At 67.3% G+C, this 24,018-nt stretch carries 23 protein-coding genes; 10 read left to right on the top strand and 13 right to left on the bottom strand.

All coding sequences use genetic code 11. The features are described from left to right. Positions 1-14 precede the first annotated feature (14 nt). The 5 genes from BUR94_RS13380 to BUR94_RS13360 all read left to right on the top strand — a co-directional run bounded on the left by BUR94_RS13380 (position 15) and on the right by BUR94_RS13360 (position 4,885). Positions 15-1,118 carry an FAD-binding protein gene (locus BUR94_RS13380; protein ID WP_074257728.1) on the top strand — a complete coding sequence of 368 codons (1,104 nt, stop codon included), beginning with the start codon at positions 15-17 and terminating at the stop codon, positions 1,116-1,118. Next, a complete protein-coding gene (glcF, locus tag BUR94_RS13375) occupies positions 1,115-2,476 on the top strand; it encodes a glycolate oxidase subunit GlcF (protein ID WP_074256701.1) in 1,362 nt (453 codons plus the stop codon). The genes BUR94_RS13380 and glcF overlap by 4 nt, the downstream gene beginning before the upstream one ends. 100 nt (positions 2,477-2,576) lie before the next feature. Then, positions 2,577-3,401: a trypsin-like serine peptidase gene (locus BUR94_RS13370; protein ID WP_084193032.1), complete on the top strand. Its 825-nt coding sequence runs from the start codon at positions 2,577-2,579 to the stop codon at positions 3,399-3,401. After that, positions 3,398-4,231: a trypsin-like serine peptidase gene (locus tag BUR94_RS13365; RefSeq protein ID WP_074256700.1), complete on the top strand. Its 834-nt coding sequence runs from the start codon at positions 3,398-3,400 to the stop codon at positions 4,229-4,231. Before BUR94_RS13370 ends, BUR94_RS13365 begins: the two co-directional genes overlap by 4 nt. A 186-nt stretch (positions 4,232-4,417) precedes the next feature. Further along, positions 4,418-4,885, top strand: coding sequence for an Hsp20 family protein (locus tag BUR94_RS13360; RefSeq protein ID WP_074256699.1), 468 nt, complete (start codon positions 4,418-4,420; stop codon positions 4,883-4,885). A gap of 73 nt (positions 4,886-4,958) precedes the next feature. On the opposite strand, the gene BUR94_RS13355 is transcribed toward BUR94_RS13360, so the two are convergent. From BUR94_RS13355 to BUR94_RS13320, 8 genes are all read right to left on the bottom strand, one after another. Then, entirely contained in the window at positions 4,959-5,834 is an 876-nt protein-coding gene (locus BUR94_RS13355) for an SHOCT domain-containing protein (RefSeq protein ID WP_074256698.1), read from the bottom strand. Between the two features lie 114 nt (positions 5,835-5,948). Continuing rightward, positions 5,949-6,638 (bottom strand): DUF1523 family protein, encoded by a 690-nt coding sequence (locus BUR94_RS13350; RefSeq protein ID WP_074256697.1) that lies wholly within the window; start codon positions 6,636-6,638, stop codon positions 5,949-5,951. An 8-nt stretch (positions 6,639-6,646) separates the two neighbouring features. Then, entirely contained in the window at positions 6,647-6,922 is a 276-nt protein-coding gene (locus BUR94_RS13345) for a hypothetical protein (protein ID WP_074256696.1), read from the bottom strand. 3 nt (positions 6,923-6,925) lie between these two features. Further along, positions 6,926-8,290 carry a DUF6638 family protein gene (locus BUR94_RS13340; RefSeq protein ID WP_074256695.1) on the bottom strand — a complete coding sequence of 455 codons (1,365 nt, stop codon included), beginning with the start codon at positions 8,288-8,290 and terminating at the stop codon, positions 6,926-6,928. Then, a complete protein-coding gene (locus BUR94_RS13335) occupies positions 8,287-9,066 on the bottom strand; it encodes an HNH endonuclease (RefSeq protein ID WP_074256694.1) in 780 nt (259 codons plus the stop codon). The genes BUR94_RS13340 and BUR94_RS13335 overlap by 4 nt, the downstream gene beginning before the upstream one ends. After that, positions 9,067-11,010 (bottom strand): ATP-binding protein, encoded by a 1,944-nt coding sequence (locus BUR94_RS13330; RefSeq protein WP_074256693.1) that lies wholly within the window; start codon positions 11,008-11,010, stop codon positions 9,067-9,069. It lies immediately after the preceding gene. 67 nt (positions 11,011-11,077) lie between these two features. Beyond that, positions 11,078-12,208 carry a hypothetical protein gene (locus BUR94_RS13325; RefSeq protein WP_074256692.1) on the bottom strand — a complete coding sequence of 377 codons (1,131 nt, stop codon included), beginning with the start codon at positions 12,206-12,208 and terminating at the stop codon, positions 11,078-11,080. 57 nt (positions 12,209-12,265) lie between these two features. Then, entirely contained in the window at positions 12,266-13,342 is a 1,077-nt protein-coding gene (locus BUR94_RS13320) for a coiled-coil domain-containing protein (RefSeq protein WP_074256691.1), read from the bottom strand. Positions 13,343-13,531: 189 nt separating this feature from the next. Here BUR94_RS13320 and BUR94_RS13315 point away from each other — a divergent pair, with 189 nt between their 5' ends. The 3 genes from BUR94_RS13315 to BUR94_RS13305 all read left to right on the top strand — a co-directional run bounded on the left by BUR94_RS13315 (position 13,532) and on the right by BUR94_RS13305 (position 18,080). Beyond that, on the top strand, positions 13,532-15,217 hold the full coding sequence (locus BUR94_RS13315; protein ID WP_084193031.1) for a BCCT family transporter: 1,686 nt from the start codon (positions 13,532-13,534) through the stop codon (positions 15,215-15,217). A 46-nt stretch (positions 15,218-15,263) separates the two neighbouring features. After that, positions 15,264-16,550 carry an acetylornithine deacetylase/succinyl-diaminopimelate desuccinylase family protein gene (locus tag BUR94_RS13310; RefSeq protein ID WP_074256690.1) on the top strand — a complete coding sequence of 429 codons (1,287 nt, stop codon included), beginning with the start codon at positions 15,264-15,266 and terminating at the stop codon, positions 16,548-16,550. Positions 16,551-16,616: 66 nt separating this feature from the next. After that, a complete protein-coding gene (locus BUR94_RS13305) occupies positions 16,617-18,080 on the top strand; it encodes an ABC transporter substrate-binding protein (protein WP_074256689.1) in 1,464 nt (487 codons plus the stop codon). A gap of 60 nt (positions 18,081-18,140) precedes the next feature. Here BUR94_RS13305 and BUR94_RS13300 read toward each other — a convergent pair whose 3' ends face one another. After that, a complete protein-coding gene (locus BUR94_RS13300; protein ID WP_074256688.1) occupies positions 18,141-19,403 on the bottom strand; it encodes a SulP family inorganic anion transporter in 1,263 nt (420 codons plus the stop codon). A gap of 89 nt (positions 19,404-19,492) precedes the next feature. Then, positions 19,493-20,086 (bottom strand): 2-hydroxychromene-2-carboxylate isomerase, encoded by a 594-nt coding sequence (locus tag BUR94_RS13295; RefSeq protein ID WP_074256687.1) that lies wholly within the window; start codon positions 20,084-20,086, stop codon positions 19,493-19,495. Positions 20,087-20,181: 95 nt separating this feature from the next. Here BUR94_RS13295 and BUR94_RS13290 point away from each other — a divergent pair, with 95 nt between their 5' ends. Then, positions 20,182-21,204, top strand: a complete 1,023-nt coding sequence (locus tag BUR94_RS13290; protein WP_074256686.1) for a ribose-phosphate pyrophosphokinase — start codon at positions 20,182-20,184, stop codon at positions 21,202-21,204. A gap of 226 nt (positions 21,205-21,430) precedes the next feature. Then, positions 21,431-21,778, top strand: a complete 348-nt coding sequence (locus tag BUR94_RS13285) for a hypothetical protein (RefSeq protein ID WP_074256685.1) — start codon at positions 21,431-21,433, stop codon at positions 21,776-21,778. A 12-nt stretch (positions 21,779-21,790) separates the two neighbouring features. Here the strand turns inward: BUR94_RS13285 and BUR94_RS13280 are convergent, their stop codons facing one another. The 3 genes from BUR94_RS13280 to BUR94_RS13270 form a co-directional block, all read right to left on the bottom strand. Further along, positions 21,791-22,987: an MFS transporter gene (locus BUR94_RS13280; RefSeq protein ID WP_074256684.1), complete on the bottom strand. Its 1,197-nt coding sequence runs from the start codon at positions 22,985-22,987 to the stop codon at positions 21,791-21,793. A gap of 93 nt (positions 22,988-23,080) precedes the next feature. Then, positions 23,081-23,431 (bottom strand): H-type lectin domain-containing protein, encoded by a 351-nt coding sequence (locus tag BUR94_RS13275; RefSeq protein WP_074256683.1) that lies wholly within the window; start codon positions 23,429-23,431, stop codon positions 23,081-23,083. Positions 23,432-23,563: 132 nt separating this feature from the next. Next, complete coding sequence (locus tag BUR94_RS13270) at positions 23,564-23,980, bottom strand: F0F1 ATP synthase subunit epsilon (RefSeq protein ID WP_074256682.1); 417 nt, start codon at positions 23,978-23,980, stop codon at positions 23,564-23,566. Positions 23,981-24,018 lie beyond the last annotated feature (38 nt).

Genomic DNA, 24,018 nt, shown 5'->3' with positions numbered 1-24,018 from the left:
ACAGGGTGAGCATCATGGAGCCTTCCGGCGAGACGGAACTGGCCGAGGCGCTGGCAGCGGCGGCGGAGCCGGTTTCGGTGCGCGGCGGCGGCACCCGCGGCGTGGTGGCCGAGGGCGAGCCGCTGCGCTACGCGGGCCGGGGCATCACGCTCTACGAGCCGGGCGCGCTGACCCTGGTGGCCCAGGCCGGCACACCCCTGGCCGAGATCGAGGCGGCGCTTGCGGCAGAGGGCCAGCGGCTGGCCTTCGAGGTGCCCGACATGCGCGAACTGCTGGGCACCGAGGGAGAGAGCACGATCGGCGGCGTGGTGGCCAGCAATGCCAGCGGGCCGCGCCGGGTGTCGGTGGGCGCGGCGCGGGATTTCCTCCTTGGCGTGCGCTTCGTCGATGGCGCGGGCCGCGTGGTGCAGAACGGTGGGCGGGTGATGAAAAACGTCACGGGCTACGACCTGGTCAAGCTGATGGCGGGCAGCCACGGCACCCTGGGGGTGCTCACCGAGGTCTCGCTCAAGGTACTGCCGAAGCCCGAGGTGGCCGGGGTGCTCTCGATCGAGGGGCTCCCGGTGGCCTCTGCGGTGGCGGCGATGAGCGCCGCCCTGGGAACGCCCTGGGAGATCACCGCCGCCTGCCACACCGACCTCTCGGCCAATGACCAGCCCTCCACCCAGCTCCGCATCGAGGGCATGGCGGGGTCGGTGGACTACCGCCTCGGGCGGCTCAAGGAGGCGCTGGGCCGTTTCGGCGCGGTGGAAACCGCGGTGAGCGAGTGCCACGACTGGCCCTGGTTCCGCGATGTCGCGCGCTTTGCCGGCGGGGCGGAGGACGTGTGGCGGCTGCACTGCAAGCCCTCCGACGCGCCCGGCCTCGTCGCGCGCCTGCCCGAAAGGGCCAAGGTGCTGCTCGACTGGGGCGGCGCGCTGGTCTGGGCCGCCGTGGCGCCCGGCACCGACCTGCGTGCGGAACTGGGCGCCTTCGACGGCCACGCCACGCGGGTGCGGGGGCAGGGCGGCGGCATCCCCCGGTTTCACCCCGAGCCGCCCGCGCTGGCCGCGCTCACCGCCGGCCTGCGGGCCAGGTTCGACCCGAAGGGCATCCTCAATCCGGGGCTGATGGTATGAAAACCGAATTCACCGACGCGCAACTGGCCGATCCGGGCACGGCGCGGGCCAACGAGATCCTGCGGGCCTGCGTCCACTGCGGCTTCTGCACGGCGACCTGCCCCACCTACCAGGTGCTGGGCGACGAGCTCGACAGCCCGCGCGGCCGGATCTACCTGATCAAGGACATGCTCGAGAACGAGCGGGTGCCGGATGCCCGCACCGTCAAGCACATCGACCGCTGCCTGAGTTGCCTCGCCTGCATGACGACCTGCCCCTCGGGCGTGCATTACATGCACCTCGTCGACCACGCCCGCACCTACATCGAGCAGAATTACAAACGCCCCCTGCCGGACCGCGCCCTGCGCTGGATCCTCGCCCGCATCCTGCCCTATCCGGGGCGGTTCCGCCTGGCGCTGCTCGGCGCCAAGATCGGCCGTCCGGTCCGCGGGCTGATCCCCTCGGCCCGCCTCCGCGCCATGCTCGAGATGGCGCCCCGTCACATCCCCCCGGTCAGCCGCAACGACGACCCGCAGAGCTTTGCGCCCACGGTCCCCCGTCGCAAGCGGGTCGCGCTGATGACAGGCTGCGCCCAGAAGGCGCTGAACACCGACATCAACGATGCCACCATCCGCCTGCTCACCCGGCTCGGCTGCGAGGTGGTGGTGGCCGAAGGCGCGGGCTGCTGCGGCGCGCTCACCCACCACATGGGCCGCGAGGCCGAGGCCCATGGCACGGCGGCCCGCAACATCCGCGCCTGGGTGGCGGAGATGGAGGGCGCGGGGCTCGATGCCATCGTCATCAACACCTCCGGCTGCGGCACCACGGTCAAGGACTACGGCCACATGTTCCGCCAGACCGATCTGGCCGATCAGGCCGCGCGGGTGGCCGGGATCGCCAGGGATGTGAGCGAGGTGCTGGCCGATCTGATGAAGGAGGCACCGGTGGAGGCCCGCAACCTCGCCAAGTCCGAGATCGCCGGCACCGACGCCGCAGCCGCCGCCCCCGAGGGCACCGGCCCGATCCGCGTGGCCTATCACGCCGCCTGCTCGCTCCAGCACGGCCAGAAGATCAAGGACCATCCCAAGGCGCTGCTGAAGGCGGCGGGCTTCGAGGTTGTGGAGCCGGCCGACAGCCACCTCTGCTGCGGCTCGGCGGGCACCTACAACCTGATGCAGCCCGAGATCTCGGGCCAGCTGAAGGCCCGCAAGGTGCGCACGCTCGAGGCAAAGGCCCCAGACATCATCGCCGCCGGCAACATCGGCTGCATGATGCAGATCGGCTCGGGCACGGCCACGCCCATCGTCCATATCGTCGAGCTGCTCGACTGGGCCACCGGCGGGCCGAAGCCGCCCGCGCTGGCAGGGCATGTCATCTGACGGTGCTTTCCTGCAACGCTTGCGGGCGCGGCGCGGGGCTTGCCACAAAATCGCCCCACCGCGCGGTTATTCCGCTCTGCAAGATCAGTACGGGACCGTCATGCGCCAATCCATCCTTTCCGTTCTCGCCGGGGCGCTCGCCCTCGTCGCCTTGCCGCTTCAGGCGCAGGACACCGGGCTCACCCGGCTCTCCACCAGTGACCAGGGGCGCGGATGGGAGGCCGTGGGGCGGCTCGAGATGGGGCGCAAGAGCTTCTGCACCGGGGCACTGATCGCGCCCGACCTCGTGCTGACGGCGGCCCATTGCCTCTACCACACCCAGAGCGGCGAGCCGATCGAGATCGGCGAGGTCGAGTTTCGCGCCGGCTGGCGCGAAGGCCGGGCCGAGGCCTACCGCGGCGTCCGCCGGGCCGTCTCCCACCCCGACTACGTCTATCGCGGGCGCGACCAGCTCGACCGGGTCGCCTTCGACGTGGCCCTGCTCCAGCTCGACCGCCCGATCCGCACCATCCGCGTCACCCCCTTCGAAACCGCCGATGCCCCCCGCCAGGGCGACCGCGTGGGCGTGGTCAGCTACGCCCAGGACCGCGCCGAGGCGCCCTCCTACGAGAGCGGCTGCGAGGTGATGAACCGGCGCGGCGGCGTGGTGATGTTCACCTGCTCGGTGGATTTTGGCTCCTCCGGGGCACCGGTCTTCCTCATCGGGGCCAAGGGGCCGCAGGTGACCTCGGTGATCTCCGCCAAGGCCACGATGGAGGGCCGCCCGGTGGCGCTGGGCACCGAGCTGGCCCCCGTGCTGCCCGTGCTCATGGAGCAGATCGCGAGCGGCAGCGACGTGCTCAACCGGGGTGGTTCGGTCCGCTTTCTGGGCGGCACCCAGGGCGAGGAGCGGCGCGAGATCGGCGCGCGCTTCGTGAAGCCATGATCCGCCGCGCCCTTCTTGCCGCCCTCGCGCTGGCCCTCGCCACCCCCGCGCTGGCCGACAGCGCCCTGCGCCGGCTGACGCTCCGCTCCGAGGGGCTGGGCTGGGAGGCCGTGGGGCGGCTCGACCTTGGCCGCGGCTCCTTCTGCTCCGGTGCGCTCATCTCCACCGATCTCGTGCTGACCGCCGCCCATTGCCTCTTCGACCGCGCCGGCAACCGGCTCGACCCCCGCGCCATCACCTTCCGCGCCGGCTACCGGGACGGGCTCGACATCGCCTCCCGCCAGGGCGTCCGCGCCGTGGTGATGCCCGGCTACGACCCGGTCAGCGACGACGTGATCGGCCAGCTCATGGCCGATGTGGCGCTGATCCAGCTCGACCGGCCGATCGCCGCCGCCAATGCCGAGCCCTACGGGATCTCCGGCCGGGTCAGGGCCGGCGAGAGCGTGGCCGTCGCCTCCTACGGGCAGGGCCGCGAAGAGGCGCTCTCGCTGCAACGCGCCTGCGGCGTTCTGGGCGAACGCCTTGGCGCGCTGGCCTTCTCCTGCGACGTGACCTTCGGCTCCTCCGGTGCGCCGGTCTTCGACCTGTCGGCGGGGCGGCCCGAGATCGTCTCGATCATATCCAAGGGCGCGCGGGAAGATGGCAAGGTGCTCTCCCTCGGCATGCGGGTGGAGCCCGCTGTGCGCCAGCTCCGGGCCGACCTGCGGGCCGGGCGCGGGGTGTTTCCGCAGGTGAACGGCGCGGCCAAGCGGCTGGTCGTGGGGGCGTCCTCCTCCACCGGCGCACGCTTCGTGAAGCCGGGCAACGGGCCGAAATTCGTGCAGCCCTGAACGCGCCGCGCGCCTTCCCTTCGAGGCGCCACCACAGCCTCACGACGCTCTTGAAACCCGCCGGACCCACCCCCACATTATCTCTGCACGGGCGCCAAACGGGCCCGCGCAAGACCCCGCGCCTGTCCCCTCGGGAAGGCGCATGTGACTGACAACGCTAGATATATCGCTCAATGGAGGATACCCATGCGTAACTACGACCTTTCCCCCCTCTACCGCGCCACCGTCGGCTTCGATCGTTTCGCCGACCTGATGGACCGCGTCTTCACCAATGATGTCGCCCAGCCGACCTACCCGCCCTACAACATCGAGAAGGTGGACGAGAACGACTACCGCATCTCGATCGCCGTGGCGGGCTTCACCGATTCCGAGCTTTCGGTCGAGGTGAAAGAGGGCGCGCTGATCGTTTCCGCCAGCAAGAACGAGAGCGACGAGGGCAAGACCTACCTGCACCGTGGCATCGCCACCCGTGCCTTCGAGCGCCGCTTCACCCTGGCTGACCACGTCAAGGTGACGGGTGCCACCCATGCCGATGGAATGCTGCACATCGACCTGGTGCGCGAGATCCCCGAGGCCCTGAAGCCCCGCCGGATCGAGATCGCCGGTGGCAAGACCAAGTCCATCGAGGCGAAGAAAGAGACCGTCGAGGCGTAAGCCTCCGGTTTCAGTGAGAAGAGAGGGGCGCGCGGGGAGACCTGCGCGCCCTTTGCCGTGCCGAAGCCCCTGCCTAGAGCCGCCCGAGCAGCTCCGCCTTCTTTGCCTCGAACTCGGCATCGGTCAGGATGCCGCCCTCTCTCAACTCCGCCAGCTTGCGGATCAGCGAGATGATCTCATCCGCCGAAGGGCTGGCGGCCCCGGCCGCGGCGGGGGCGGGCGCAGCTGCAGGCGTGCTGGTGGCGCTTGGCATGGGGGGCGCTGCCATGGCGGGGGGCTCAGGCGCGTCCCCCTTGGCATCTTCGGTCGTTCCGGCGTCCTCGGCCACCGGGGCCTCCCCCGGCTCTTCCGTCGCAACCCTCTTCAGATCGGCGATCTTGACCAGCCCGTGCTGGCTGGTGAAGGTCAGCGACTGGTCGCCGCTCTGCTGTTGCGAGACGCCGCCGATGTGGTGGTCTGCGGTATCAAACACCTCCACCCGCCCGGCCACGCTGATCGCCAGCCGCCGCGTGGCGGGAAACACCGCATAGCGCATGTCGTTCTGCGCCCCGGTCGAGGAGGGCGCGCCCAGGTCTTCCGGCCACCAGCTGCCGTCAAACCCCGAGCCGGCCACGAAGAGGCTCGTGCCGCTGCCCTGCGACTGGCTCTGATGGCTGGCCGGACGCGGCTCGTGCGCCAGCACCTGCCGCTCCGCCATGGCCTGCGACAGCTCCGAGCAGAGCGCATCCACCCGCGCCTTCAGCGCGTTGTTGAACATGTCCCCCACCATGGTCATCCCGCCCATCGACCATTGCCCCATCCCGCCAAGGTCGGGATGGTTGAACTGCGCCTGCGTGCCATGCCCGGCCGCCAGCGCCATCAACAGATGCTCGACCGCCCCGGTCGTAACGCCATGGCGCTGGGCAATCTCGGCAACAAGCTCTTTGCCCTCGGGCGTGAGGCGGGCCATGGCGGGGCTCCATCTGTCTGGGATGCGTGGGGTCTTGCCAGCGGCTTACCACGTCCGGCCGTGGCTCGCCACCGCATAGGGCGGGCAGCGCCGCGGTCGGGCCGGCTCAGGCCCTCAATACCGCGGCGGCTTGCTTTTCCAGGTGCCCAGCCACCGCCGCCATCCGGCCTTCTTCTCGTTGGCCGCGGCCTCCACCCGGTCCCACCGGTCCTCTGCCGCGTCCAAAGTCGGGTCCAGCGCCCGCTCGCGGAACTGCCGCCACATGGCGCGGATGAAGAGCAGCCCGATCCCCAGCAGCACGAAGAAGGAGATGTTGAACCAGGGGATCGAGTAATGCTCCGGCCCGTCGATCGGGCGGATCGCGATCGCGTTCGGATAGATCGAGAAAAACCGGTTGCGCCAGCCGTAATGGGTGATCAGCACCCACTGGGGCGCCGCCGTGGTCGAGATGTACTCCGCCGCATCGGCCTGCAGGTCCGAGCTGTCGAACTTGAAGTAGGGCGGCCAGATCCAGCCCGAGTCCTCGTTGCGGTACACCATCACACCGTAGCTGTCGCGCGGGACGAACCCCAGCAAGAACGACTTCTGCTTCACCGTCTGGATGAACCGCACGTCGCGCGTCGGCAACTCATTGGCCCCCGAGTCCGCCTGCGCGTAGAACAGCCGGTTGAAGCTCGAAAAATCCTGCCGGATCACCTCCGTCCCGGTGATCCGCACCACGTCATGCTGGGGCAGCACATAAAAGAAGATCAGCGCGACCATGGTGATGAAGGCCCATTTGATCGCTCGCCACAAAATCCGCATGTCGCCCCTCAGTTGGCGTTGGTCAGGTAGAGGATCACGCCGACGGCGATCACCGGGATGACATAGACCAGCAGGATCAGCTTCTTGCGCAGCCCGCTGTGATACTGGGTCATCCCCTGCTCGATATAGGCAGTCCGGGCGGCGGGGTCACCCCCGTCGGGGTGATCCTCGGCCCAGCGGTTCTCCAGCTTCTCCCGCCGGACCGAGCGCGAGTAGATCGAGATGCAGAGGTAGATCACCGTCAGAACGATGAACCCCACCACGACCAGCCGTATCAAACCCATGCCTTACCTCCTGACCGCGCCCCAGGGCCCGACGACCCGGATGCGTTCGTCGGAAACGCGCGGCTTCGGGTCGGGCGGGGCGGCCGGTTCTTCCATCGCCTCTTCCCCGGTTCCGAAGAGTGCCGCCCGTGCCCCCTCCTTGTCCACCGCGTATTCGCGGGCCAGAAAATCGGCCACGAACTCCTTCTTGCCGTCCGGCCAGCCCCGGTAAAGGGCGTAGAACAGCTCCTTGTGGCAGATGAAGAGCTGCCGCACGTCGAGCGTGGAGAGCTCGGCGAGCAGCTGGTTGATCAGGTCGCGGTCGGGGTGGTTGGTGGCGCGCAGGGTGTAAAAATAGGCCGGGTGGCTCGAGGTGATCTTCGGCCAGGCGCCGCCCTGCTCGGCCCAGCGCACCAGCTCGTTGAGCGCGTGAAACTCCGGGGGCAGGGCGCTGCCCAGGGTCTGCGCCAGCTTGCGCAGGTCGCCCCGCGAGCGCGAGGGCACGTCGCGCCCCAGGGTGGCGGCCACGTCGACCAGGATGAAATCCATCTTCTGCTTCAGGATCGCCGTCGCATCGGTGCCTTTGGCCTTCACGATCGGCTCGACGAGATTGTTCAGCTCCAGGAACTTGGCAATCCCGGCCCGGTCGTCCAGATCGAAGAGGTAGGGCGTGGGCAGCTTGCCCAGCGGCCCCTTCGGCCCGCAGGCAATGCTCGCCGGGTGCTCGACATCTCGAAAGATGTACAAGCCCCCAAAATGCGCCGTCCAGAAGTTGCCCTGGGTGAACGACGGCGCCTTGAAGGTCACCGGGTTGCGGGTCACATCGCCGGTTTCCTTGGCGAGGCTGATCATCTCGGCGATCAGCACGTCATCCCACCAGGCGTCGGGCTTGCTCTTGAAGGTGGCGATCTTCTCGGCCAGGTCCTGCGCCTGCTCGATATGGCCCGAGGTCGTATCGGCCCGCACGGTGATCTTGCGGATGTCATAGAGCCGCGACGGCTCGCTCAGCTCGAAGACGGTGTTGTCGAGCTCGCCCAGCACGGCATCGCGGGAGGTCAGCGCAAAAAGCTGCGCCTCGTTCTCCTCGATGAATTGCCGCAGGATGCCGCGGCTCATGGAAAACTTGGCGTTCAGCAGCGGCGCGGTCTTCTGCGCCGTGGTCAGCAGGATGAACTGCCGGTTCACCCCGTTGGGGTTGAGATAGAGCAGGTCATCGAACTCGAAGGCGATCTCGGGGGAGAAGCCGGAGATATCGACGTGGAAGTCCGGCAATTCGGTGCGCTTGCCGGTGAGCTTGTGGAGCGCGCGGTTGTAGCGGTCGATCAGCGCAGGCGAGGCAACCTCGATCAGGTTGCCGAACATCAGGCCGCGGGAGATGAGGCGTTTCATTGCTTATTCTCTTTTCGCGCGGCAGAAATAATGGCCTTCATCTGTTCAACGGAGTAAGGGGGCGTCTTCCTGTGCAGCATGGCGTGGCAGTTGGGGCATACGGGCACAAGGTCATCTAGGGGCTTGATCTGATACTCGCCCTTTTTTTCGGAGATTTGATTCAGGTGGTGGACATGGATAAATCCAACTCCTATTTCCCCGAAGTGCCTGCCAAAATTAATCTCGCAAACCGAACAGTCGTAACCCTTCAGCTTCAAGCACTCTGCCCTGGCTTTGGCTGATCTCTCAGTAGCACTGACCGTTATCAGAACTTGCTTTCCCTCGCTGAAAATCTGCGCGTCCGTCTCCGCCTCACCAATCTCATCAGAGAAAACAATGTTGCCATCGAGCGGTAGTGCGAGCCAGTATTTTCCGTCCTTTGTAAGTTGCGCATCGCTTAGAACGGGTTCAAAATCTCTTATCTTTGCGTGCCCGTCCGGCACCTTGGGGTCGACGAGGGAATGAGTCATCGGAAAAGTCTGAAGTCGGTAGCCCGCTTGTTCGACTAGTCGGATGTATTCAAGCGCCTCCGGGTATCCATTGTTTTTTCGCTGGGTCGCTTTGTTGACTACCCAATCTTCGTTTAGAATAATTTTCGATGTTCCGCGTGTGGCCACATCCCATGCGCCGAAAATGACAATCTTGGCGTCGTGATTAACGAAGCTCCAACTCCAATTCCAGTTCTTGCAGGTCGCATTATTCTCTAGAATGAACTGCTTGCGGTTCTGCTTTGCCATCTATCCCTTCCCCTCCAAATACCGCCGCTTCGCCTCCTCCTGCCGCCCGAAGTCGCGCACCATCCCCTCGATGGCCACCTCGTCACTCTTGTCGGCATACCGGAACTCGGAATCCGCGTATCTATTCACCTCCTGGATCACCATCTCCATGGTGATCGGCTGGCGCAGCTCGCGGACCATCCCCAGCTTCTCGTCATAGGGCTTGAACAGGAACAGCTCCGGCTCCTCCATCCACTCGTCGGGCAGCTCGAAGTCCATCGCGCGGACCTTCACCGCGTCGGTGATGTTCTTGATCGCCCGGCCGGTGAAGCGCTCGTCCGCCTCCTGGATCGCCTTCAGGTAGGTCCCCACCTTGGCGATGGTGTCCAGCTCGCCGATCTGCCCGCGCACCTTCTCGTAAACCACCAGCAGACCCTCCTCATGGGGCTTGGAATGCCCCTCGAAACTCGCCGCCACCGCCTTCTTGATCTCCTGCGCGGCATAGGCCTCGTGCTCGCCCAGCGGCAAGTCGTGGTTCTTGCCCATCAGCAGATACAGGATATCAATGTAGTCATCCCGCGTCTGCGGCCCGTCCACCAGAAACCGCGCCCCGGCCCGCTGCCGCAAGGCATCGTCCACGTTCTCGGGGTAGTTCGAGAACATGCCGAAGGTGCAATTGCCGCGCACAACCGTGTTGGCCCCGGCGAAAGCCTCCATCAGCACCGCCGTCACCTCCTGCTGGCCCGCGCTACTCTGCCGGTCGCCGCGCTTGCCCGCGATCTGGTCGATATCGTCCACCGTGCCGAACCCGATCACCGAGGGGTCCAGCACGTTGTTGATGAAGGCCTTCGCGTTCTGCCCGGACTTGCCCTGGTAGCTGTCGATATTGTCGATGCCGAAGTTCTGGTAGCGGAAGGGGTAGCCCGCGTTGCCGCAATACTCGCTCACCAGCCCGGCCATCATCTGGATCAGGGTCGTCTTGCCGGTGCCCGGCGCGCCGTCGCCCATGAAGGTGAAGATGAAACCGCCCAGCTCGACAAACGGGTTCAGCTTGCGGTCGAAGTCATAGGCCATGATCATCTTCGCCAGCCGCATCGACTGGTACTTGGCGATATGGTTGCCGACCACCTCGTTGGGCTTCTTGAACTGCATCACCAGCGTGCTGCCCTTGGCCTTGCGCGCCGGGGTGAAGCCCGCGATCGTCAGGTCGTCGGCCTCCACGCGGTATCTCGCGCCGGTAAAGGCCCCCACGCGCGGGGCGGTCTGGCCGCGCAGGGCGACCTTCTCCATCAGCTGCTCGGCATAGGCCATCACCGTGGCCACCAGCTTGCCCTCCTCGGTGGCAAAGACCGCAAGCTCCTGGTCCAGCTCCCAGAGGCACCCGTGCAGCGCCAGCGGCGCGTTGTCGGTCAGCACCTCCTCCACCGCCCCGATCTCCACGCTGGCCTCCGTCGCCGAGGGGGCCAGCAGAAAGCTCGTCGCGTTCCCGAAGGAGTACATCACCGCCAGCGCCTCGGCTGCCAGCAGCTCGCCGAACTCCGCCTTGCGCGCCTCGGGCAGCCGGCCCTCCAGGTTCTCCTTCTTCAGCTCCACCAGCCCGGTCGCCTCCGAGAACGCCTCGCCGGTCGCCAGCGCGATGGCAATCGCCCGCCGCAGCCCGTGCAGCACCGTGGCCTGGGTGGGCGACACCAGCGGGTCGCCATCGTCCGCCGTCTCGATGCGGTCGGCCAGCCGCACCCCCTCGGGCCGCGCCGTGCTGGCGGTCACCAGCCCCGGCGTCGTGGAGCGAAACCGCCGCCGCGTGCCGATCCCGGGCGAGCGCTCCGCCGCCGGTGCCGCCGCGCCCTCCTTGGGCTTCGCGATCCGTGGCGTGTGGTCGATCCCCTGCAGCATCCCCGCCGCGGCCTCGTAATGCGCCCGGATCGCCTCTTCCCGAAGCTCCATCTCGTTGGCTGAAAGGCTCATCGCTCAAATCCTTCCCGAAACCCGCCCCATCTTCTTGCAGGAAATTCTCCCGCCGGAGGCCCAAAAACTATCTGTAGCCAAACACCCGCCCGCCGGGGCTGACCACGAACTTGCGCACGCCGGTAAACCCCGGCGGGTTTTTCTCGGCCAGCACCTGGTAGGGGCGCTCGGGCATGATGATGGCGCGCTCCTGCCGGGTCGCCCCGGTGTCCACACCCCGCCCCGAGAACGGGTCCAGCGTGAAGACCTCGCGCTCCACGCTCGAGAACCACCCCGCCTTCTCACTGCGCACCCGCTCGCTCACCAGCTCCTCCTCGGTCCAGGCCAGCGCCCAGTCCTGCCCCTGCGGCGCCTTCGCCTCGCGCAGCACCTCGCAGATCGGCCCCGATTGCACCGTGTAGGCAGACGAATACATCGGCCCCACGTGAAACCGCCGGATGCGCTTGGGGTGGAGGTCGGCAAAATCCTCGTCGAAGCCCTGCGCGATGGTCAGCAGCTTCAGCCCCGAAAAGCTCTGCGCCATCAGATGCGACTGCGCGGCGGGCCAGCGGCGCTCGTCCTTGGGCAGGCTCACCCGGCCCGAGTCCTCGCAGTCCATCAGGTAGATCACCGGCAGGTTGGTCTGGCTGTCGAAGATCGCCCAGTGGATCAGAAACACCCGCCGTTCGCCTTCGCTGCGCTGCCACAGCGCCTCGGGGTCGTTGCGCGCCCAAAAGATATCGCCCCCCGCCAGCGCCTCGTAGTAGAGCCGCTGGGCCATGGCGTATTGCAGCTTGGTCGGGATCGTCAGCTCGCCGACGATCTGGCGGATCATGTCGTCCTTGAGCGTGGCGGCGTCCGGCATGTTGCGCAGGTGACGCTCGGCCTGCTGGGCGTCCACCGCCATCGTCAGCATTTCCTGGAACACCGGAAAGCCGCTCTCGTGCCGGTCGAAGTCGAGCTTGCCCACCGGCGTGCCGTCGCGGCCAGTGAGCAGGTACTTGTTGCCGAGGGCCGCAAAGGCATTGGCCAGCGCGCCGATGTAGCGCCCGAGGATAGTGACCTCGGTGCGGCTGAGGCTGCCCTCCACCTCCATCGCCGCCGCCACCTTGGCCAGATGCCCGGTGATCGCCTCGAATTTCGAGAAGTACCGCCGCGCCGCATATTCGTCGGTCAGCTGCGCGTGGTCGGCGGTGAGAGCCTTCTTGGTGTCGGTCATGCCATCCCCGCAGGGTGGGTGAAACCCACCACCCCCCCTGGGGAGGGTGGCAAGGGCTTACGCCCCGTAGATGTTCTTGTCGTGCTTCTCGACGATCTTCTCGAAGCGGCGGGCGAAGCGTTCGTCGGCCTTGGCCTTCTGCTCCAGCACCTTGCGGGCAAAGACCATGTGATCCTCGTGGGCCTCCATCATGTCGGCCATCCGCTGGTTGGTGGCCGCGCCGATGCCCGCCATGGCGGCCTGGGCCTCCTGGTCGGTCTTCACCCCGATCTCGTTGATCCGGTGGGCCACGTCCTGCTGCTGGGCGGTCTTCAGCGACTTGGTCAGCGCATCGTAGAGCACCACCCGCTGCTTGGTGTCGGTCTGCAGCTTGTTGATCAGCACCATCTGGGTCGCGGCCTGGTTCTGCAGGCTGTCCACCCAGGTCTTGCCCTTCTCGATGTAGCGCTCGAGGGTCTGGCTCTTGGCCAGCTTCACCTGCTCCTCCTGCACCTTCTCGTTGTAGCGGGCGTTCAGCTCGGCCAGCTCGGTCTCCAGCTTGGTGCGGGCGGCGGCGTCCTGCTCGACGCTGATCTTGTTCTCCAGCTCGATGATCCTGGGGTCCATCGCGGTGATCTCGGCGCGCAGCGCCTCCAGCTCACCCACCGTGGCCTCGCGCTCGTCGAGCGTCGACGAGAGGTTGGCCTCCACCTTCACCTTCTCGCCGTTGAGGATGTTCAGCTGGTTCTCCAGCAGCTTCACGATGATGTCGGACTTGCCGATCAGGTCCTGCAGCTTGTCGTCGATGTTGGCGGTGCGGATGCGCTCCTGACGAAGGCTCTCGGATTTGCCCTTCGAGAAGATGCCCACAAAGCTCTCCCAGCCGGTCTTGTCGCGCATCTCGCTGAAGTCTTCCGAGAATCCGGCGGTCACGTCGTCGAGGCCCATGATCAGCTCGGCGATGTTGGCATTCATCAACTCGGTGTGCTGGTGAACGTCCTCCAGCGTGGCGTTCTCGATGTCGATCTGGATGTCCTGCCCCTCGGCCATTTTCTGGCGGGCATTCTCGATCCGGCTCGAAAGCTCCCGGATCTTGCCCTGGGTCTCGGCCACCTGGGCCTGGGATTTCTCTATCATCGCGTCAAAATCGGCCATCTCGCGTCCTCAAATCATCTGATGCTGGAGCTTATGTGGGGGTTTTAGCGCGTTTTGTTAAGGAACGTCACCTGTCAAATGCGTTCATTCCGAGGCCTTTGCCAAGGCCCGCCGAGGGCCGGGATCGGAACCTGACCGCCGCTCTTCCGTTGGTTGCATGACATGTGAACACGAACGGGGGACAATTCCTTGCACCAGCTCGCCAGCCGCCTTGGCCTGCGCACCGACCCGACCATCTTCTTCATCTCCGCGGGGCTGACCCTGCTCTTCGTCCTCGCGCTGGTCATCGCGCCCGAATCCATCGGCGATGCCTTCGCCGCCGGGCGCGCCTGGATCGTTACCAACCTGGGCTGGTTCTTCATCCTCGGCGTCAACGTCTGGCTGGGCTTCCTGATCTGGGCCGCCTGCTCGCGGCACGGGCACATCCGCCTCGGGCCAAAGGGCTCGCGGCCCGAATACACCAACCTCAGCTGGTTCACGATGCTCTTTGCCGGGGGCATCGGCACGGTGCTGATGTTCTGGGGCGTGGCCGAGCCGATCTCCCATTTCGCCAACCCGCCGCTGCCCGGCGTCGCACCGCACAGCGAGGAGGCCGCGCAGGATGCGATCTCCATCGCGATCTATCACCTCGGCCTGCACACCTGGGCGATCTTCGCGCTGCCGGGCCTGGCGTTTGCCTATTTCATCAACCGCTACGAGCTGCCGGTGCGGGTGAGCTCCGTGTTCTACCCGCTGCTGCGCGAGGGCATCCACGGCCCCGTCGGCAAGGCGATCGACATCGCCTCGATCCTCGGCACGCTCTTCGGCGTCGCCGTCTCGCTGGGCCTCGGCTCCAGCCAGATCGCCGCAGGGCTCGATGCGCTCACCGGCTCGGGCACCGGACCGGGCGTGCAGGTGATGATCCTGGCCGTGCTCACCCTCGTCGCCATCGGCTCCATCGTCGTCGGCCTCGACAAGGGGGTGAAGGTGCTGTCGAACATCAACATCGGCATGGCCGTGGCGCTGATGATCTTCGTGCTGGTCTTCGGCTCCACCCTCTTCCTGCTGCGCGGCGTGGTCGAGACCTTCGGCCTCTACCTCGAGAACCTGCCGCACCTGATGTTCTGGAACGACATGCTCGCCAACGAGAACCCCGACAACCCGCCCTGGGGCTGGCAGGGCAGCTGGACGGTGTTCTACTGGGCCTGGACGGTCACATGGTCGCCCTTCATCGGGCTCTTCGTGGCGCGCATCTCGCGCGGCCGCACCATCCGCGAGTTCGTCTTCGGCGTGCTGCTCGCACCGTCGCTCTTCACCCTCGTCTGGTTTTCCATTTTCGGCTGGCAGGCGATGGAGTTCGACGGGCTGGGTCTCGCCGCCCGCGCCTCGATGGGCGAGGCAGCCGGCCAGATCAGCGCGGCGGTGGCCGAGAGCGTGCCGCTGGCCATGTTCGCCTTCTTCGAGCACTTCCCCTTCACCGAGTTCATCCAGGGCTTTGCCGTGGTGATCGTGGCGATCTTCTTCGCCACCTCGTCGGATAGCGCCTCGCTGGTGGTCGACATGCTCTGCACCGGCAAGCCCACTCCTGGCCCGGTTGGCCAGCGGGTGTTCTGGGGCGCCGCCGAGGGGCTGGTGGCCGCCATGCTGATCATCCTCGCCGGAGAGGCGGGTCTCACCGCGCTGCAACAGGTCATCACCGTGGTCGGCCTGCCGATCTTCGTGCTGGTCTGCATGATGATCCCCTCGCTAATCCGGGGCTTCGCCGAGGAGGACATCGACCATATCACCATCGGCAAACGGCCCGAGCTGGAGGCGTTTCATTCCGACGATGACGTGCAGCTCGACGCCCGCAGTACCGCCGGGCGCACGCCGGACCGCTCCGCACCGGCAGAGTGACCGATCAGGCGTTGTGGCGGCAGGCCGATCTGCCTAACCTGCCGCCATGCCGCCCGATCTCGACGCCCGCCTCACCGATGCCATCCGCGCCCGCGAGGGCGAGCTGGTGGCGCTCTGCCGCGACCTCGTGCAGATCCCCACGCTCAACCCGCCGGGCCAGCACTACCGGGCGATCTGCGCCTACCTCGCCGAGCGCTTGGGCAAGCAGGGCTTTGCGGTCGAGATGATCCGTGCCGAGGGTGCGCCCGCCGACAGCACCGAGTATCCCCGCTGGAACGTCATCGCCCGCCGCGAGGGCGCACGGGCCGGGGAATGCGTGCATTTCAACTCCCATCACGACGTGGTCGAGGTGGGCCGCGGCTGGACAGTCGATCCCTTCGGCGGCGAGGTGAAGGACGGCAGGCTCTATGGCCGCGGCGCCTGCGACATGAAGGGCGGGCTGGCCGCTTCCATCATCGCCACCGAGGCCTTTCTCGAGATCTGCCCCGACTTCTCCGGCGCGGTCGAGATCTCCGCCACCGCCGACGAGGAGTCCGGCGGCTACGGCGGCGTCGCCTACCTGGCCGAACGCGGCTGGTTCTCGCCCGAGCGCGTGCAGCACGTCATCATCCCCGAGCCACTGAACAAGGATCGCATCTGCCTTGGCCACCGCGGGGTCTGGTGGGCCGAGATCGAGACCTACGGCCGCATCGCCCATGGCTCCATGCCCTTTTTGGGCGACAGCGCCGTGCGGCATATGGGCGCCGTGCTGGCCGAGATGGAGGCCACGCTCTTCCCGCTGCTGGCCACCAAGCGCACCGGGATGCCGGTGGTGCCCGAGGGGGCCAAGCAATCGACCCTCAACATCAACTCCATCCACGGCGGCGAGGCCGACCACCCCGACGACTACACCGGCCTGCCCGCGCCCTGCGTGCCCGACAGCTGCCGCATCGTGATCGACCGGCGCTTCCTCATCGAGGAGGAACTGGCCGAGGTGAAGGGCGAGGTCACCGCGCTGCTGGAAAAGGTCAAGGCGCTGCGGCCCTCCTTCACCTACGAGGTGCGCGACCTCTTCGAGGTGCAGCCTACCATGGCGCCCCAGGATGCCCCCATCGTCCGCACCACGGCCGCCGCGATCGAAAAGGTGCTGGCCCGCCAGCCCGATTACGTCGTCAGCCCCGGCACCTACGACCAGAAGCACATCGACCGCATCGGCAAGCTCTCCAACTGCATCGCCTACGGCCCCGGCATCCTCGACCTCGCGCACCAGCCCGACGAATGGGTCGGCGTGCAGGACATGGTCGACAGCGCCACCGTCATGGCTCTGGTGCTCGCCGAGCTGCTCGCCCGCTGAAACGCCTATGCAGCCGCGCGGGGTGCCGTTAACCTGAGCCAAACCACTCAGGGAGGTCCCAGCCCCATGACCCTTCGCGCAACCCTTCTCGCCGCCACGCTCCTTGCAGGCCCCGCGCTGGCGCAAGACAGCATCACCCTCGGGATGGTGCTCGAGCCGCCAAACCTCGACCCGACCGGCGGCGCGGCGGCAGCCATCGACGAGGTGGTCTATGCCAACGTCTTCGAGGGCCTCACCCGCTTTGCCGCCGACGGCTCGATCCTGCCCGCTCTGGCTGCCTCCTGGGAGGTCTCGGAGGATGGCACCAGCTACACCTTCACCCTGCGCGAGGGCGTCACGTTTCACGACGGCACCGATTTCAACGCCGATGACGTGGTGTTCTCGCTCAACCGTGCCCGCGCGGAAGACAGCACCAACGCCCAGAAGGCCCTCTTCGCCGGCATCGAGAGCGTCGAGGCGGTGAACCCGACCACCGTCAAGGTCACGCTCGGCCAGGCCGATGGCGCCTTCCCGTTCAAGATGGCCTGGGGCGATGCGGTGATGGTGGGCGAGGAGAGCGTGGCCGATCTTGCCACCAAGCCCGTGGGCACCGGCCCCTTCACCTTCACCGAATGGGTGCAGGGCGACCGCGTGACCCTCACCCGCAACGAGGCCTATTGGGGCGAGGCCCCGGCACTGGCCACGGCGACCTTCAAGTTCATCACCGATCCCAACGCCGCCTTCGCCGCGATGATGGCCGGCGATGTCGATGCCTTCCCCAACTTCCCCGCGCAGGAGACCCTGCCGCAGTTCGAGGGCAACCCGCAGTTCAAGGTCATCATCGGCTCCACCGAGGGCGAGACGATCCTGGCCATGAACAACGCCGAGCCGCCGCTCGACAACGTCAAGGTCCGCGAGGCCATCGCCCATGCGATCAACCGGCAAGACCTGATCGACGGCGCGATGAACGGCTATGGCACGCCCATCGGCACCCACTTCGCCCCGCACAACCCCGATTACGTCGACCTCACCGGCCTGTCGGAGTTCGACCCGGAGCGGTCCAGGGCCCTTCTGGCCGAAGCCGGCGTGTCAGACCTCACGCTCCGCCTCGCCCTGCCGCCGCCCGCCTACGCCCGCCGCGGCGGCGAGATCATCGCCGCCCAGCTGCGCGACGTGGGCATCGAGACCGAGATCACCAACATGGAATGGGCCCAGTGGCTCGAACAGGTGTTCAAGGGCCGCGATTTCGACCTCACCATCGTCAGCCACACCGAGCCGCTCGACATCAACATCTATGCCCGCGACGACTACTACTTCCAGTATGCCGACCCGGACTTCAAAAGCATGATGACCCTGCTCGAAGGCACCACCGGCCCCGATGCGCGCTCCGAGATCCTGAAATCCGCGCAGGAAAAGATCGCGGGCGATTTCGTCAACGGCTACCTCTTCCAGCTGCCCAAGACCGGCGTGGCCAACGCAAAGATCGAGGGCCTGTGGGAGAACGCGCCGACCCAGGCCAACGACCTGACCGGCGTGCGCTGGACCCAGTGATCCGCCTCAGGCGCAACGAACAGGGCGCGGGGGCCGGCCTCCGCGTCCTTTTTTGCGGGCTCAACGCTCCGGCGGCTGCCAGTCGGCGGGCGGCACGTCGCGCCGCTTGAGCCGCAGCGCAAGGCCAACCCCGACCCCCACGGCGATGGCCACGGTCAGGTCGGTCAGCACTGTCAGCGCCAGGGTGAGCCCGAGCAGAAACAGATCCGATCGCCGCTGACGCAGGTAGAGCGCCCAACGATGCGGCTCGCTCATGTTCCAGGCGGTGAGAACCAGCAGCGCGGCGAGGGCGGGCATGGCGAGGTAGCCCGCCAGCGGCGCGGCGACCAGCATCACCACGAGAATCGTCAGCGCATGGACGATCCCCGCGACGGGCGTCTTGCCCCCGGCGCGAATGTTGGTGGCGGTGCGGGCAATGGCGCCGGTGGCCGGCAGCCCGGCAAAGAAGGCCGCGCCGATATTGGCCGCGCCCTGCGCCATCAACTCGGCATTGGGGCGGTGCTGCCCTTCGATCATCCGGTCGGCGACCATCGCCGAGAGCAGCGACTCGACCCCGGCAAGAAAGGCGATCACCAGCGCCGAGGGCAAGAGCTCGGCCATCCGGGCGAGGCTGATCTCGGGCAGGGCGGGCAGGGGCAGGGTGCGGGGCAGGGCACCGAAGCGGCTGGCGATGGTGTCCACCTCCAGCCCGCCCAGCGCCACCACGGCCGAGGTGAGCGCCACCGCCACGATCAGCCCCGGAAAGCGCGGAAAGGCCCGGCGCAGCGCCACGATCAGCACCGCCGTCCCGAGCCCGATGGCCAGCGCCGCGCCGTTCACGCTGCCACGCGCCGCCCAGAGCGCCTCCAGCTTGCCGATGAACTCGGCGGGCATCGCCTTAGCGCCCAGCCCCGCCAGATCGGCCAGCTGGCTGGTGGCGATGATCACCGCGATCCCGATGGTGAAGCCGTTGATGACAGGCTCCGGCACCAGCCGGATCAGCCGCCCGGCCTTCAGGAGCGCCGCCGCCACGAGGATGAAACCCGCCATCAGCGTGGCCAGCACCAGCCCGCCGTAGCCGTGCTCCGCGATCACCCCGAAGACCACCACGATGAAGGCGCCGGTCGGCCCGCCGATCTGCACCCGGCTGCCGCCCAGCGCCGAGATCAGGAAGCCGCCAACGATCGCCGTCACCAGCCCGCTGGCCGGATCGGCCCCGGAGGCAATCGCAATGGCCAGGCTGAGCGGCAAGGCCACCATGGCCACCGTGATCCCCGCCAGCACGTCGGCCAGCAGGGTCTCGCGGTCATAGGTCTTGAGCGTTGTCAGTATCTTGGGTTTCATGCCCGGCGCCGAACTCTCCCGCCGCGCTGCGGTCACCCCCACAGTTGCCCTGCGGTGACGTGAGGGTCAAGCGCGGCCGTGGTCGCGCCTCAAACCCCCAGATGGTCGGCCAGGTCGTTCAGCCGGTCATGCCCCCAGAACCGCTCGTCGTCGTCGGTGATGTAGAACGGCGCGCCGAAGGCCCCCCGCTCCACCGCCTCGTCGAGGTTGCGGCCATAGGTCTCCGCGCCCGCGAGCAGCCCCCTGTCGGCGATGCCGGGGTCAAAGCCGGCCGCCTCGAGGCATGCCTTGATCACCTCGTCCTGCGCGATGTCCTTCTCCTCGGCCCAGACCGCACGCAGCAGCCCATGCGCCAGGTCCCCCAGGTTGCCGCCGCCCTCGGCCTGCGCGGCGATCAGCGCGTAGCTCGATGGCGCCGCGTTGGTCGGAAAATGCGCAGGCTGGAAGTTCATCTTCAGCCCGGTCTTCGCCGCCGCCCGCTTCAGCTCCTGCATCCGGTAGGCCTTGCGGTTCTCGTGCCGCTCGCCGGGCGGCGTGCCGCCGGTGCGGGCGAAGAGCGCCATGATATCCACCGGCTTGTAGGCGATCGTCGCTCCCGCGCGGTTGGCAATGTACTCCAGCCGCGTGCCCGCGAGGTAGGTGAACGGCGATATGGTGGAGAAAAAGTAGTCGATATGCGGCATTTGCACCTCCCTGCGCGCGGCTTTCTGGCCCTGACGGTAGGCCGGTGCTATGGGGTGTCAACGTTACGATTCTGCCACGCGCGAGGGGACACGCGATGCCCAATCCGACCGAACCGAAACTGATGTCCGGCAATGCCAACCTGCCGCTGGCCAAGGCGATCTGCCGGCGCATGTCGATGCACCGCGGCATGACCGTGGGGCTGGTCGATGCCCGGGTCGAGCGGTTCAACGACCAGGAAATCTTCGTCGAAGTCTACGAGAACGTCCGCGGCGAGGACATGTTCATCATCCAGCCCACCTCCAATCCGGCGAACGACAACCTGATGGAGCTGCTCATCATGGCCGACGCGCTCAAGCGCTCCTCGGCCGCCCGCACCACCGCCGTGATCCCCTACTTCGGCTATGCCCGGCAGGATCGCCGGACCAAGGCCCGCACGCCGATCAGCGCCAAGCTGGTCGCCAACCTGGTCGCCGAAGCCGGCATCGAGCGGGTGCTGACGATGGATCTCCACGCCGCCCAGATCCAGGGCTTTTTCGACATTCCGGTCGACAACCTCTATGCCTCCCCGATCTTCGCGCTCGATATCCAGCACCACATGAAGGACAAGCTCTCAGACCTGATGGTGGTCTCGCCCGACGTCGGCGGCGTGGCCCGCGCCCGCGAGCTCGCCCAGCGGATCGGCGCGCCCCTCGCCATCGTCGACAAGCGCCGCGAGAAACCCGGCGAAGTGGCCGAGATGACCGTGATCGGCGATGTGAAGGGCAAGGTCTGCATCATCGTCGACGACATCTGCGATACGGCGGGAACGCTGTGCAAGGCCGCCGAGGTGCTGGTGGAGAACGGCGCGACCGAGGTCCACAGCTACATTTCCCACGGCGTGCTCTCCGGCCCGGCCGTGGAACGGATCACCAATTCGGTGATGAAGAGCCTGGTGATCACCGACTCCATCGAGCCCACCGCCGCCGTGAAGGCCTGCAAGAACATCCGCATCGTGCCGACCGCGCCGATGTTCGCCCAGGCGATCCTCAACATCTGGTCGGGCACCAGCGTGTCCTCGCTCTTCGACCACAACACGCTGGTTCCAATCTACGAAGGCTTCTACGGCACCGACGTCTGAGCGGTGCCGAACAAATCTTCGCCCCGCGCACCCCGCGCCCTTGAACGCCGGCCTGACCCACCCGATCTCTCTCCTGCGCGGGAGGAAAAGCCTCCCGCGGCAAGTGAGAGAGGCCCGCTGGTCCTGCAGGTCAGGCAATCGCAGATCCCGGCGCGCATGGTCTCGTGCCGCTGCGCCGTGTCTGTGAGCCCCCCGCAAGGCCTCGGCCTCCGGACAGGACATTGACATGCCAGGACAAGTTGCCAGCCTGTTGCCGCTCGTCGGCGCCCTGCTGGTGATCTTCAAGGGTATCGCCCGGCTCCGCGCAAAGCGGGCGCGCGAGCCCTATACACCACCGCAGCCCAGGGATGTGCCAGCGCCGCCGCGCCCGCCCGCCCGCAGTGAACCGCTCCTCCCCGACGCCGCCTGCCGCCTCTGCGCCGCCCCGATCCCGGCTTCAGAGTCGATCTGCCCGCTCTGCGCCCGAAAAACAGCGGCTCCCGCCCGTCAGGGCAGGTCGACGCTGCTCCACTGGGTCGTGTTCATCGCCATCATGACCACGATCATCGGCCTCGGCGCCCTCGTTGCGCCCTGACGCCCGGGTCGCTCACGCCCGCCGTACCACCATTGGCAGGATCGCCGCCACCAGCAGCGCGCCCAGCACGAAGGGCGCGCCCGGCCAGTAGACCGGGGCGCCCTGCGCCGCGAAGGCCCGGAACAGCGGCGTGAACATCAGCGGCGCGAGCACGGCGGCCAGCGAGGCCAGCGCCGCGATCACCCCCTGCACCATGCCCTGCTCGTCCTCTCCCGCACTGTTGGCGACCAGCGCGGTGAGGGTCGGGGGCACGATGTCGGAGAGCGCCGAGAACGGCATCACCAGCATCACCACCCAGGTCGTCGTGGCAAAGCCGAACACCACCATCGAAAAGGCCGAGACGGCGAGGCCCATGATCACCACGCGCCGCTCCCCGAGCCGTGCGACGAGCTGCGGCATCACCACCGCCTGGGCCAGCGCCATCATCACCCCGTAGGCCGAGAGCGAGAGCCCGATGGCCAGCGTGCTCCACCCCAGCGCCGCCTTGCCCCAGAAGGCCCAGAGCACCGGGTAGACCATGTTGGCGAACTCGAAGAGCGCGAGGCAGATCAGCGGCAGAGCCAGGCCGGGCAGGGCAAAGGCCCGCCGGAAGCTGGCGAAGGGGTTGATATCGCGTGCGCCGAAGGGCCTGCGGTTCTCGGGGGCCAGCGATTCCGGCAGCACGAAGAGCCCGAGCGCGAGGTTGGCCGCCGCCAGCGCCGCCGCCACCCAGAACGGGGCCGTCACGTGCCAGCCCGCCACCACGCCTCCCAGCGCCGGCCCCAGAACGAAGCCCACGCCGAAGGCCGCGCCGATCAGCCCGAACCGGGCCGCGCGTTGCTCCCTCGGCGTGATGTCGGAGATATAGGCGGTCGCGGTGATGTAGGTCGCCCCCGCCACGCCCGCCAGCGTACGCCCGATCAGCAGCAGCCAGAAGGTATCGGCCAGCGCCATCAGCACGTAGTCGAGCACGAGGCAGGCCAGGGCCACCAGCAGCACCGGCCGGCGCCCCCAGGCGTCGGAGACCGAGCCAACCACCGGCCCGCAGACAAACTGCGCCCCGGCATAGGCCGCCATCAGCACGCCGGCCCAGAGCGAGCCCTCGCCCACGTTGCCCGCGCCTACCCGCGCCATCAGGTCGGGCATGATCGGAAACACGATCCCGATCCCGATCGCGTCGAGCATCAGGGTGGCGAGGATGAAGAAGAGGGGGCCGTTGTTGCGGAACATGCGGGCTTTTGGCGCGTGCCGCGCGGCTCGGGCAAGAGAAATTTCTGCGAGAGCCTCGCGGAAGGGCGTGCCCTTGCACCGCCCCCCGCCGCCTCAATACAAGTCCCAGTCGTCCTCGTGGCGCAATTCGCCGATCGCCATCCAGCTCGCCCGCACGCGGGCCACCCGCGTGTCGCCCCAGGTCCGGAAGACAATCTCGAACCCCTCCTCGGTGATCTCCTCGGCGGAGATGTCGGCGCGCTGGTTGGTCTTCTGGTCCATGTCCCACATGCTGAGATTGACCACCACCGTGGGAGCCGTGCGAAAGCCTTCGCTGAAGCTGATCGCCCGGCGCGACTGGCGCGGGCCGGTGCCGGTCCACATCTCGCCGCCGTCCTCGAAATCCGAGAACAGGACGACGGAGCCCTCATCGACCCCGACCAGGTGATTGCGCAATCTCTTCATTCAGTTCGTCAAAACCCGTTTCCCTGGTCCGTCGATAAAAAAAGATTTGGGCGAAAATTGGAACCGAAACCTAATAGGCCCCGTCGATTTCTCGACAGGGCCTTCTGAATTCCGGTGTTTCGCCCGGTCAGGTCAGGCGCTGCGCACCGAGAGGCCAAGCTCGTTGCCGAGCGCGGCGATGTCGGCCGCGGTCTTGGCCAGCGCGTCCAGGTCTTCCGGCGTGGCGTTGTCCCGCGCGGCAGCCGCGTCGGTGAGAAACTCCTCGAGCGCCTCGGCGGTCATTTCCTCGGCCGGCACGGCGTGTTCGGCCAGAACGGTGGTGCCCTCGGCGGTGATCTCGGCAAAACCGCCGATCACGGCGTATTTCTGCTCCGAGCCGTCCTCCGCCTTCACGGTCAGCAGACCGGGGCGCAGGGTGGTGATCATCGGGCTGTGCTGCGGCATGGCAGTCAGGTCGCCTTCGGCACCGGGGATCTGAACTTCGCGCACGGCCAGCGACGCGAGCCGACGCTCGGGCGAAACCAGATCGAATTGCATGGTATCGGCCATTTCAGGCTCCCTATTTTAGCGCCAACCTCCCGCCCCGC

It is taken from the genome of Vannielia litorea (assembly GCF_900142295.1).
GTDB classification, from domain to species: domain Bacteria; phylum Pseudomonadota; class Alphaproteobacteria; order Rhodobacterales; family Rhodobacteraceae; genus Vannielia; species Vannielia litorea.
This window is presented reverse-complemented; position numbering and strand designations above follow the sequence as displayed.